This window comes from Chryseobacterium sp. Leaf201 (assembly GCF_001421435.1).
GTDB lineage: Bacteria > Bacteroidota > Bacteroidia > Flavobacteriales > Weeksellaceae > Chryseobacterium.
This window is the reverse complement of record NZ_LMKA01000136.1, coordinates 1-11,728: the sequence shown is the minus strand read 5'-3', so window position 1 is coordinate 11,728 and position 11,728 is coordinate 1. Positions and strand designations below refer to the sequence as shown.

General features: G+C 40.9%; 9 protein-coding genes and 1 pseudogene. 6 read left to right on the top strand and 4 right to left on the bottom strand.

All coding sequences use genetic code 11. From position 1 onward, the window contains the following. The first annotated feature begins 197 nt into the window (after nt 1-197). The 3 genes from ASE55_RS20415 to ASE55_RS19405 all read left to right on the top strand — a co-directional run bounded on the left by ASE55_RS20415 (nt 198) and on the right by ASE55_RS19405 (nt 3,849). Nucleotides 198-362: a hypothetical protein gene (locus tag ASE55_RS20415; protein WP_157844678.1), complete on the top strand. Its 165-nt coding sequence runs from the start codon at nt 198-200 to the stop codon at nt 360-362. A gap of 170 nt (nt 363-532) precedes the next feature. Next, nucleotides 533-3,091 carry a cyanophycin synthetase gene (gene cphA / locus ASE55_RS19410; RefSeq protein ID WP_056223553.1) on the top strand — a complete coding sequence of 853 codons (2,559 nt, stop codon included), beginning with the start codon at nt 533-535 and terminating at the stop codon, nt 3,089-3,091. Between the two features lie 260 nt (nt 3,092-3,351). After that, nucleotides 3,352-3,849, top strand: a complete 498-nt coding sequence (locus ASE55_RS19405) for a DinB family protein (RefSeq protein WP_056223551.1) — start codon at nt 3,352-3,354, stop codon at nt 3,847-3,849. 69 nt (nt 3,850-3,918) lie between these two features. Here the strand turns inward: ASE55_RS19405 and ASE55_RS19400 are convergent, their stop codons facing one another. The 4 genes and pseudogenes from ASE55_RS19400 to lptB form a co-directional block, all read right to left on the bottom strand. Continuing rightward, nucleotides 3,919-5,019 (bottom strand): linear amide C-N hydrolase, encoded by a 1,101-nt coding sequence (locus ASE55_RS19400; protein WP_082474731.1) that lies wholly within the window; start codon nt 5,017-5,019, stop codon nt 3,919-3,921. Nucleotides 5,020-5,041: 22 nt separating this feature from the next. Next, the gene (locus ASE55_RS19395; RefSeq protein WP_056223547.1) at nt 5,042-5,992 is read right to left on the bottom strand and encodes a helix-turn-helix transcriptional regulator; all 951 of its coding nucleotides are present in this window, start codon (nt 5,990-5,992) and stop codon (nt 5,042-5,044) included. A gap of 66 nt (nt 5,993-6,058) precedes the next feature. Next, nucleotides 6,059-7,786: an ABC transporter ATP-binding protein gene (locus ASE55_RS19390; protein WP_056223554.1), complete on the bottom strand. Its 1,728-nt coding sequence runs from the start codon at nt 7,784-7,786 to the stop codon at nt 6,059-6,061. Between the two features lie 500 nt (nt 7,787-8,286). Beyond that, nucleotides 8,287-9,012: pseudogene (gene lptB, locus ASE55_RS19385) on the bottom strand (LPS export ABC transporter ATP-binding protein); the annotation flags it as partial. A gap of 80 nt (nt 9,013-9,092) precedes the next feature. Between lptB and ASE55_RS19380 the strand changes: the two are divergent. The 3 genes from ASE55_RS19380 to ASE55_RS19370 all read left to right on the top strand — a co-directional run bounded on the left by ASE55_RS19380 (nt 9,093) and on the right by ASE55_RS19370 (nt 11,621). After that, entirely contained in the window at nt 9,093-10,556 is a 1,464-nt protein-coding gene (locus tag ASE55_RS19380) for a T9SS type A sorting domain-containing protein (RefSeq protein WP_056223545.1), read from the top strand. A 74-nt stretch (nt 10,557-10,630) separates the two neighbouring features. Next, the gene (locus tag ASE55_RS19375; protein ID WP_056223543.1) at nt 10,631-11,359 is read left to right on the top strand and encodes a hypothetical protein; all 729 of its coding nucleotides are present in this window, start codon (nt 10,631-10,633) and stop codon (nt 11,357-11,359) included. Nucleotides 11,360-11,438: 79 nt separating this feature from the next. Beyond that, on the top strand, nt 11,439-11,621 hold the full coding sequence (locus tag ASE55_RS19370) for a bacteriocin (RefSeq protein WP_056223541.1): 183 nt from the start codon (nt 11,439-11,441) through the stop codon (nt 11,619-11,621). Nucleotides 11,622-11,728 lie beyond the last annotated feature (107 nt).

Genomic DNA, 11,728 nt, shown 5'->3' with positions numbered 1-11,728 from the left:
ATACAACAGTATCAAGTTGGAAATCTTTCAATTACATAGCTTTTATAGTAATAGCTCTGAAGAAATTTTATAAAACTAAAAAAGTTTAAATGACTTCAAAGCTCTGTTTTTTAAAACGCATTTTACCGGTATGAGTTAAGTCATAATTTACTTGTGGTGACAGTGATAACTTTGAATATACCAATAAAGATATATATATGAAACTTATTACGGCAACAGGAATTGTTGTACCTTTTACAGTGAGCGGCCGGAAAAAAGACGCCGCTGAAAATACCTCAAATAGTGCAGCTTCCGTATCTGCTTACGGCCACAACAGCAGATCCGCTGACAATAATCCTCCGTCAATTTCAACAGAAGTCTGAATACGGAACCGTAAAATGAATCATTACAGGATGCTGCCATCTGCAGCTTCACCGGAAAATCCTGAAAGCGATTCATCTGAACAGGAAAATAAAATAAACCTTATCACAAGTACCTGTTTTTTTAAAGAATTAATCTTTTAAAGAAAATATTCCAATAACCAAATATTGATATGATTACAAATGAGATCAGAATCATGCGGGGCCCAAACATGTGGTCACGCAGCCACCACAAGCTAATTATCATTAAATATGATCATTTTACCATTCCGGAGATAAGCCCTGAAAAGCAGCCGTTGGTCAGCGGGTATTTCCGCTCCAGTCACAACTTTGAATCCGCTTATGATGAGTTCGGACCCTGCATACTAGACTATACCTCACATTTGGCTTCGGTTTTACAGGGATCATCTATGCATCATCATATCGTTATCCCTTCTCCGGGGATATTTTACGGGGTATTGGAATATGAGATTGAAGAAGCCGGCCTGGAATCGCTAAAACTCGCATCAGAAATTATAAAATCGCTCTGTAACAGTGAAATCCCCATATCATTGAGTGAAGCCCAGCAGCAGGTTAAGAGTGTTCACCTTAATTATTGCGAAGGCCCTACAACCGCTATGATCATCGAAGCTGCGGAAAAACGGAATATCCCTGTAAGTAAAGGGCCGGCCGGATTTACCATCCTGGGGCATGGAAAAAACCAGAAAAGGATCAGCGCTGCCATTTCCCAGCACACTTCCTGCATTTCCGTAGATATTGCCTGTGACAAAGATTACACGAAGAAATTCCTGGAAAGCGCCTATCTGCCGGTTCCTGATGGCAGGCTGGCAGAGCATGAAAGTGAACTCTTACTGATTGCAGAACATTTAGGCTATCCGTTGGTCACAAAGCCTTTTAACGGTAATCATGGAAGAAACGTAACCTGCGGAATCAAAAACTTTGAAGAACTTCTCTTTGGATTCCGGTCTGCGGCAGAAATTTCAAAACCTGTGATTATTGAAAAAGAGATTATAGGGTGCGATTACCGGATGCTGGTTATCGGCAATAAATTTATTGCAGCCTCTTTAAGGCAGCCTGCCTCTGTTATTGGCGACGGTCTGTCCACTATTTCAGAACTGGCAGAAGCCGAAAACCTAAATCCTTTGCGCGGAGACGGCCATGAAAATGTCCTGACAAAGATCAGCCTCGATTCTGTTACCGAACAGCATCTTCAAAAACACGGACTGCATTTGCATTCTGTCCCTGCAAAAGGGCAGCAGATATTTTTAAGGTCTACCGCTAATTTAAGCACAGGTGGTACTGCAGAAGATGTCACGGACATTGTACATCCGTCCAATATACTGTTGGCAGAAAAAGTATCGAGGGTAATTGGCCTGGATATTTGTGGGATCGACATAATAAGCGCTGATATCACCAGGCCTCTTGCGGAAAATGGCGGTGCCATTATAGAAGTAAATGCAGCTCCGGGACTGAGAATGCATAAGTATCCGGCCAAAGGTGAACCCCGTGAAGTGGGTGAACCGATAATAGATTTAATGTTTCCAAAGGGAGATAACGGCAGAATTCCTATCGTTGCCATTACCGGAACAAACGGTAAGACAACCACGACCAGACTGATGGCGCATACAGCGGCTTATGCAGGATATACCGTGGGATTCAGTTCAACTGACGGGATCTATGTGGGAGATGAGCGGATTAAAATAGGTGACTGTTCCGGGCCGCAAAGTGCGCGTACCATATTACAGGATGCAACCGTTGATTTTGCAGTGCTTGAATGTGCACGGGGCGGGATTATCAGGTCAGGCCTGGGATTTGACCAGTGCGACATTGCCATTGTGACCAATGTTGCAGCTGATCATCTGGGATTAAAAGATATTTATACTGTTGAGGATCTTGCGAATGTAAAAGCGGTGGTTCCGTGTGCGGTAAAGAAAGATGGCTGGGCTATTTTAAATGCAGGAGATGAGCATACGTATGGAATGAAAGACAAAGTGAAATGCCAAGTAGCCCTGTTCTGTTCCGATGAAAACAACAGCCGCCTTCAGGAACATATGAAGAATGGCGGAATTGCAGTATATACAGACCGCCTCCTTAATATTTTCATTTACGACGGCACGCATAAAATTTTCGTTTTTAATGTTACGGAAGCGCCCATCACCCGTAATGGAAGGGCAGAATTCATGATTGAGAATTTGCTGCCCGTTGTTTTAGCAGCCTATTTGTCAGGAATCCAGACGGAAGAGATTACCCTCGCTTTAAAAAGTTTTATTCCCAATGCAGAACAAACGCCGGGACGGATCAATGAATTTGAAATCAACGGCTTAAATGTCATCGTAGATTATGCTCATAACGCTCACGGCCTCAATGCGCTCGCGGGATACCTTAAACATATTCCGGAAAAAAAATTCGGGATTATTACCGTACCGGGTGACCGCCGCGATAATGATATTATTGAATTCGGACAGATTGCAGCCTCCATGTATGACGACATTGTTATTAAGTTTGACCGTGATCCGAGAGGCAGAAGTGAGGAATCAACCGTTGAGCTTTTAGCACAGGGAATTCAGAATATTAAGCCGGGTCTTGAATACAAGGTCATTCCGGATACACAATCTGCCATTCATTTTGCTATTGATACGGCAGAAAAGGGAAGCTATGTGGTTATCTGTGCAGACAATGCTATCCATACGCTGAAGATCGTACAGAATATTGCCCTGCTCTATCAGGATTAAATTTTGCAGTCATCTTCAGGTCTCAGTTACTTTCCTAATTCAGTTTTCCAGTTTACTAATAAAAATGATCGGCCTTTTTAGGCCGATCTGCTCAAATTATTTATCTATACAACCTATGATATAAGTCTACGTTATGAACGGAAAAACCGGGTTAATATTTTAAAATTAAAATAATTTTAAGTCATAAAAACACTGCTGACAAACTGTTGTCACAACATGGGTTTACCTTTGTACCAACAGTAACACACAACATTAAAATTATGACAACAACAAACACAACAAACACCATGACACAGTTCCTGACTGCTGAACAATTATTGAATCACTGGCAGGGACACCGGAATTTAACCCGCAGGATCATCGAAGCATTCCCGGAACAGGAATTATTTGAATTTTCGGTTGCCGGAATGAGGCCTTTCGCAAAACTTGCCGTTGAACTGATCAGCATAGGCGGACCGGGCCTGAAAGGTATTGTCAGCCGACAGACGGAAGCTTATGACGAAGAAGCTTTTACCCCGAAAACCAAAGAAGAGCTTCTGGCAAAGTGGGATGAGGAAACGGAAACCATCAGCCATTATTTTGCGCAGATTTCGGAAGAGCGTTTTCAGGAAAACTTTAATCTATTCGGGCAGTATGAATTTCCGGTCTATCAGAATATCCTGTATTTTGTAGACAATGAAATCCATCACAGGGGCCAGGGATATGTTTATTTAAGGGCATTGGGAATTGATCCTCCTTTTTTCTGGGAAAGATTTTAACCTTACCATCCTTTATAAAAAAAGCTTTCAGAAACAAATCTGAAAGCTTTTTATTTCCCTGTTTATGTGTTATTCAGGAAGAATATTTTTAAAGAATTTAACGATATTGCCCTTGAGCTTATTAAACATTTCCGAAGTCCCGAATTCTTTGTTATCGTAGCCTATGGGAAAGCCTTTTTCTACGTATTCGTTGTTTTTATTTAACGTGAGAACATTAAAATCCTTATTCACTTCACCCTGGCTTTCGGTATGGATGTCTAAGAATTTCACAGAAGCGTTTTTAGAGAAATCCAGCTTTTTGATGTCAATTATTTTCACTTCCTTTTTCAGATCGGAACGGAACGAAAGTTTCATGTTCTTAAGGTCGATTACGGTCTGCCATTCTCCGGCATGAATCGAGTTCAGGATATTCCAGGCATACGCAACCGGTTTTTCATCGTATACATAGTTTTTCAGCATATAATAGGCACGGTTGTAACGGTCTTCCCATTTTCCCTGATCTGCAAAATCAAATTTTTCCTGCCCGCCTAAAAAATCGAACTTCTGAACACCGGCCAGATCTTTTTTGTACTGGTTGTTGCATAAAAGCGGCATCGGCATATCCTTATCGGTCAGTACTTTATATTTCCCGTCAAGCAATGCAATGGTTGCCGTATTTCCGGCTGCATCACTCAGGAAGAAATGGCTTCCGGCTGCATTCGGCCACCAGTTGATATTCGGGCCTTTATTCAGGTGATCCACCACTTCTTTTACCGATTTGTAATTATCCAGCTGATACTGGATCCACTGTGCCCAGAACATATCCGGCTGGGAAGGATTTTTCACTTTTGAAGTTTCCTCAAGATAAAGCTCTACCAGGAAAAGCCCTTTTTCATTCACTCCGTAACACGGAAAGTCGTAGCCCAGCAGATTGAAGGTTACAGAACCGTATTTTGAGTTCCACTGCTTTGCATACTGTGAATTGTCGGTCGTCAGATTTTCCCAGCTGATATTTCTCTTCTGAACATCACGCTTATTAATCACAATCATCCCCGGCATCGTTTTCCAGTTTTCATTGAAGCCTACTACACAATGGTTTTTCCCTTTTAGCAGGAAAGCGGAACATGCAGAAGCGGCTGTTGAATAAACGATGGTACATAATAATAAACAACGTAATAGTAAAAATTTCATAACTAATTTGAATAATAATATTTTAGATTTTTTTTGAAATGTCTGCCATTAATTTTTTGAGGCTTTCTTTAAGAGACTCCGGTTCCAGAATCTCCGCGTAGTCTGCAAAGGTAATCAACCAGCGTGGAAAACCCTCATCAATCCAGTCGGTTTCGAAAATAAGTTCTACGTTATCCCCTCTTTCTATCTCTTCGGTAAGGCCGTAATATTTTTTGGAATTGATGATATGCCCGATGATTTTTTTCTCTACCAGAAGCCTGACCCTGGTTTTATTTCCGTTCGGGGCTTTGCGGTAATCATTGATCTGCCCGTATTCCTGTAAAAACGGATGCCCGGTTATGGAAATCTTTGAAATCCTGTCGATCCTGAACTGCCGGAAGTCATTCCGTAAGGTACAGAATGCCATGATGTACCAGAAATTGAATTCAAAGAAAACCCCTACCGCCTCAACAGTTCTTACGGACACTTTGTTTTCAACGGTTTTATATTCCATGAGCAGCTGACGTTTTTCGGCGATACTTTCCAGAATAATCGGGATCACATTTTTAATAGGGTCCTCGGTTTTCGGCTGGTAGTTGTAGATGTCAATCTGCTTCTCAATATTTACGATCAGATTCCGGTCTGAAAATTTCAATACGGAACGTACTTTCTCCATAGCGGATTGATAATGGCTGCCCAGGCTGTCATGTAAAAATTTCTGCATGAGTTTTTCTGCCGTAATGAAACTCAATACCTCTTCTTTTGTAAACATCACGGGCGGAAGCTTATAGCCTTCCATTAAAGAATATCCGCTTCCCGCTTCCCCGACGATAGGAATCCCGGCATTTTCCAGGGTTTTAATGTCGCGGTAAATGGTTCTTATGCTCACCTCAAACTTTTTGGCAAGATCCTGTGCCCGTACCACCGGTTTAGACTGCAGCTGCGTGAGGATAGCAGTTACCCGGTCGAGCTTTTTGAGATAGTGATCATTCATTTACAAAAACAGAAATTTTGAAGTTTAAAGCTAAATTACTTTTTACTTTTTACTTTTTATTTTACATCAATTATCCTTAAAACTATTCACCAGCTTATCAAGATTCAGGCTCCTTGCGGAAGCATCAAAGATTTCACGGTAGGTTCCGTTAAGCTGTACCAGTTCATCATGGGTCCCGTTTTCCACGACTCTTCCTTTTTTCATCACATAAATTTTGTCGGCATCTAAAATCTGCGATAAGGAATGGGAGATCATGATCACCGTGCGTCCTGCTTTTATGGCATCTAGGGAATTTTTAATCTGTTCCGTAGAAATGGCATCCAGGCTTGCGGTAGGCTCATCCAGGAAAATAACGGGCGGATTTTTCAGGAATAACCTGGCAATGGCAATTCTCTGCTGCTGGCCTCCGGAAAGCTGGGTTGCATCATGCCGGTACTGGTCCGGAAGCTCCAGGATCTGATCATGAAGATAGGCTTTTTTTGCAGCCTCCTCAATTTCCCAGAAATCAGCATTCATATTTCCGTACCGGATGTTATCTTCAATACTTCCCTGGAAAATGTGGTTTTTCTGAAGCACCAGCCCCAAATCACTCCTCAGGAAGGTATTGTCAAAATTATTTAAATCCTGATCATCCAGCAAAATTTCCCCTGAATCCGGAAGATAAAATTTACACAGAAGACTGATGACGGTAGATTTTCCGGCTCCGCTTAAGCCTACCAAAGCCGTAGTCTTTCCGTTCTCTATTTTCATGGAGACATCATGCAGAGCGTGAGTCCCGTTCGGATAGCTAAAATTGACATTTTTAAGTTCAAAATTCCCTTTGATGTTTTTCTCTTTAAAGGTTCCGTTTGGCTCTTCTTCATTTTCAGCATTCAGAATATCGAAATACCCTTCGGCATAAATCATTGCATCATTCATATCATCATAAATCCGGTGCAGCTGGCGGATCGGTGCTGAAACATTGTTGAAGAGCATAATGTGCAGCATGATCGCTCCGATGGTCATCTGCTGATCCAGCACCAGATAAACCGTCAGAAGGATGATCAGCACCACTCCGAACTGTTCAATAAAAGTTTTCAACCCGTCATAAATAAAATTGGTTCTGCGGGTAAACATCTGGCTTCCCATCAGCTGCATCTGCAGGTCGTACTGTTTTTTTCCTTCAAACTTTTCGCGGACAAAACTTTTGATGACCATAATGGAATTGATCAGATTCAATAAGCCTGAGGTTTTCTGCTCCCGCTGATTCCTTAGCGTTCTCCGGACACCGCCTAGCTTCTTCGCCTGTAACGAGCTGATGTAAAAATAAATGGGAACGATGATGGTAGAAACCATGCCGACATAGACATTCTGCATATACATGATCACCAGTGCGATGATCGAATTGGAAAACAAAGGCAGCATATCAATGAAAAAATTCTGCACCAGCCTTGTAAGGCTTTCTATCCCGCGGTCTATCCTAATCTGCAGTTTCCCGGATTCATGGTTTTCATCGTTAAAATACGCGACCCTGTAGGTAAGAATTTTGTCGATAGCCGACTGTGCCAAGACGGAACTTACGTTGATCCTTATCTTTTCCCCATAAAATTTCTGCCCGAAGTTGATGAAAATATTTAATAGTTCTTTACCAAGTAAAATCACGGAAATCAACACCAGTACATGGATGCCTTCAGACATCGGGTGCGGAAGATGCGTCAGGTTGGTTACCTCATCAACCGTATATTTCAGGACCAGCGGGTTGACCTGTGCAGCAAGTGCCCCTAAAAACGTAAGGAATAACGTTCCGTAAATCATCAGCCGGTACGGCCTGATAAACGGGATAAGCTGTTTGTAAATCCCGAATAATGTAAGTGTTCTGTTGAAAGGCTTTGCCATAGGAATAAGTTTAACGGAAAAACGTACCGTTTACTGGAGAAAAGGTACGTTTTATTCTATTTTTAAGCAAATCTGCCGGTTAATTATCCTTCATAAACATAAGTGGTCAGGTAATGCAGTTCCGGTTTACCGGCTGCTTTTGATTCTGCTTCTGCCTGCTCTTGTGAATATTGGGAATTGATTTCCTTTTTCTGTAATACAAAAGAATTATTCGCATTTTTATCAACCACCTCATTGAAAATATGCTGGATTTCAGATTTCCCCAGTGAGGCAAAACTGATGTCTTCAAACCCGTATATCAGTCTCAGGTCATCGAACTGTGCAAAATTTTCATCCACAAAACCCTGAAGCTGAGCTTTGGAATCAAAGTTCCCGGCCCAGATATTATAGGCATAGCTTTTCTTTTTCGGCTTGTCCAGAATACTCTGGTACACGAAGTTTTCACCCAGATAGGCTTCCCTTACCTGCGGGTCATTCGCCAGTTCTTCGGGAAGGCCTTCTTTCAGGATTCTCCCTTCGAACATGATGTAGGTTTTATTGGTAATGGCCAGGGTCTGCTGAACATTGTGGTCGGTAATTAAAATCCCGATGTTTTTATCCACCAGGCTTCTTACGATTTTCTGGATATCTTCCACGGCAATAGGGTCTACTCCGGCAAAAGGCTCATCCAGTAAAATGAAGCTGGGATCCGTAGCCAGGCATCGGGCAATTTCCGTTCTCCTTCTTTCCCCTCCCGACAAAAGGTCACCACGGTTTTTGCGGACATGCTGAAGTGAGAATTCCTCTACCAGTTCGTCACATTTCATCTGCTGCTCGCGTTTTGAAAGCTTGGTCAGCTGCAGAACGCCCATGATGTTCTCCTCAACCGAAAGTTTACGGAACACGGAAGCTTCCTGCGCCAGGTAGCCGATTCCTTTCTGTGCCCTTCGGTACATGGCATCGGTGGTGATTTCCTGTTTATCGAGGAAAATTTTTCCGGAGGTCGGCTTAACCAAGCCTACAATCATATAAAATGAAGTGGTTTTCCCTGCTCCGTTCGGGCCGAGCAAACCTACAATTTCGCCCTGCTGAACCTGTACAGAAACACCTTTTACTACTTTTTTGGGACCGTATTCTTTGATTAAGTTTTCTCCGCGTAAAATCATAAGAGCAAAGATAAAAATTTCTTAATAAGTTGATTAAGTTTAATCTATTTATAATGATTAGTTTTGCTAAAAAAATTATAATGAAGCATATTTACTTTCTGTTTTTACTTTTAACCTCTTTATCATTAACCTCACAAACTTCCGTAGGCAGTGTTCTGTACGGAACTGCCGCTTTTGAAAATTTCGGAAAAAGCATAGGCATGGCAAATAATGGAGACCGGATAGCAGTAGGAAGCCCATATAATAATGAATTGGGAAACCATTCGGGCAATATAAAAATTTATGACTGGATTAACGGAGCATGGGTATTGACAGGAAATATCTACGGTCCTGCAAATTCCTATATGGGAACAAATGTAAATATATCTGAAAACGGAAAAACAGTAATTGCGACAACAGATTATTATATAGGAACAGCCAGCCAGAATATCTGTGTCTATGAGCTTCAGAACAATGTATGGAATATGACGTGGAATCTTGTAAATTACGGAAGCAGTAATCTTACGTTTGGCTCATATACAGGAGTTTCGGATGACGGAAATACAATTACCCATTCCAGCGTGAATATCGGAGGTACTTCAAACAGTGCCAACGGGAGGGTTTTTATTTTAAGAAAAATAAATAATGTCTGGACTGAAATCGGCTTAATTCAGGAAATGTCTTTAAATATCGGTAACGGTAATTATTTCGGACATACCACAAAGCTTTCTCCGGACGGAAATAAAATTTTCATCAGCGCACCGATAAGAGGTTCCCTGTATTCCTATCAATATTCAAACGGACAATGGACACAGTATGGAGGTGAAATTCTTGAATCCAACAATGGATCCCTGCAGTTCGGAAAATCTTTTTCTATCAATTCTGCTGCTGATATACTTGCTGTCGGCAACACGTCTTACAATAATATGACTACAAAAAACGGGGCAGTAACATTCTATTCGCTTGTTAACGGAAGCTGGACGAAAAAAGGACAGATTACAGGTACGGCAAGCCAGTTTATGGGAACTACAGTAAGTATTTCTGATAATAATCTGGTTGCCATCTCAAACAATACCAATAACCTGAACCAAAATGTTTCAGGAAGTTTAACGGTTTATAAATTTGATCTCACCAATCAGACATTTACCAAGCTTGGCGCAACTTTAAATGCGGAGTATCTTGATTATATGACCATTAACGACATTTCAAAAACATCCAATAAAGTAGTAACAGCAGGATTTTATGCCAATAATCCTAATAATATAAGAGCCGGATATGTAAAAACATTTGGATATGATGCTTTTCTGAATACAAAAGATGTTTTTGCAGATAAAAAATCTGTAAACGTTTATCCCAATCCCACTAAAGGAAGAATATATTTCGACGATTTAGAAAATAAAATCATTTCTGTAAAAGTCTTTAATGCCAGTCAGCAATTAATTTTAGAAAAGGATATTAATTCTAACGAGAAAAGTCTGGATTTACCTTCTTCTACAACTCTGTATTTTGTAACTTTTTACCTTAAAGATGCTACAACTCTAACTAAAAAAATAATTGTTCAGTAAAATTTAATCACAGGATTCACGAAAAGTATTTAATTTCCATAATTTTATAACACCAATCAAAACATTATATTACTATGGAAAACAATCAACAACTGACGGAGCTTCTGGCGTTGGACCTGGGCATCAACATTGTAAACCGCAGGCCTTACGCCAAGGAAGTTTTCAAATGGCAGGATATGGATCTGCTTCCGCATTCTTCCACTGACACCATGCTGTGTGAAATTTATGAATGGGACGGCAGAAACTGGCGCACCACCAACAATAACCTGATCGGCTATTTATTTTCGGAGGCGCAGCTGAATACGGTTAAAGAACAGTTGATCAACGTTCAGAAATTCCCTGCTTTAATTCCTGATTTTGAATTTACAAAGGAAAACATGACGGAATTCGGGCTTTCGCTGCCTTCGCTGTTCAATATCGGAGTTAACGGGAACATCAACAGTGCCAAAGCTTTTTCGGTACGGGTGAACGGGGTTACCAAATCCAGAATCACCAATATCGACTCGCCGGGAATTGAAATCCTGAGGAGCTATTCTGAATTCACACAGGACCAGTCCAGATCCTACAGGAAAAACATCAAGTTCAATTATCTGAGTGCTTCTTTATTTTATGCAGACAGCGTTGAAATCTATCTTGAAAAGGACTCCGGAGTGGGAATTGACGTAAGCTTTCAGACCGAAGATGTCGATGTAACCGCTAAAGTGGATACGGATACAAAAAAACATTTTGTCCTGAAATACAAAGGAAATCAGGCTCCTTTTGCCGCAAAATTTACGAAAGGAAAAGATTTTAACATCATGTAAATTAAAGTATGGTTAATATATCTATCCTATGTGATAAATTTTAATTACTTTAGATACTTTAACCAAATACTTATTTATCATGAAAAAATTAACGAAAAAAGATCTGATGAAGATCAACGGCGGAAATATCCGCCCGCCGGATGCCAACGGAAACTGCCAGCCGGGATGGTACCTGTGCCCGTCTAATATCTGCGTCTATGATAAAGGCGGCCAGAATCCTATCGTGCCGGGATCTCCCCACTATAATGCATGTTTCGGATAGGCATTAAACAAGAATCCGTCTCACAACAAAAGTTGAGACGGATTTTTATTTTTTTATCAATTTATATTCATTTAAAAAAAAGGAAAAGTTGTCCACCTCAGGCAACT

Excerpts from the sequence above, each read along its gene's own strand:
- ASE55_RS20415 (WP_157844678.1), top strand. The coding sequence starts at position 198 with ATGAAACTTATTACGGCAACAGGAATTGTTGTACCTTTTACAGTGAGC.
- cphA (WP_056223553.1), top strand. The coding sequence starts at position 533 with ATGATTACAAATGAGATCAGAATCATGCGGGGCCCAAACATGTGGTCA.
- ASE55_RS19405 (WP_056223551.1), top strand. The coding sequence starts at position 3,352 with ATGACAACAACAAACACAACAAACACCATGACACAGTTCCTGACTGCT.
- ASE55_RS19400 (WP_082474731.1), bottom strand. The coding sequence starts at position 5,019 with ATGAAATTTTTACTATTACGTTGTTTATTATTATGTACCATCGTTTAT.
- ASE55_RS19395 (WP_056223547.1), bottom strand. The coding sequence starts at position 5,992 with ATGAATGATCACTATCTCAAAAAGCTCGACCGGGTAACTGCTATCCTC.
- ASE55_RS19390 (WP_056223554.1), bottom strand. The coding sequence starts at position 7,786 with ATGATTTACGGAACGTTATTCCTTACGTTTTTAGGGGCACTTGCTGCA.
- ASE55_RS19380 (WP_056223545.1), top strand. The coding sequence starts at position 9,093 with ATGAAGCATATTTACTTTCTGTTTTTACTTTTAACCTCTTTATCATTA.
- ASE55_RS19375 (WP_056223543.1), top strand. The coding sequence starts at position 10,631 with ATGGAAAACAATCAACAACTGACGGAGCTTCTGGCGTTGGACCTGGGC.
- ASE55_RS19370 (WP_056223541.1), top strand. The coding sequence starts at position 11,439 with ATGAAAAAATTAACGAAAAAAGATCTGATGAAGATCAACGGCGGAAAT.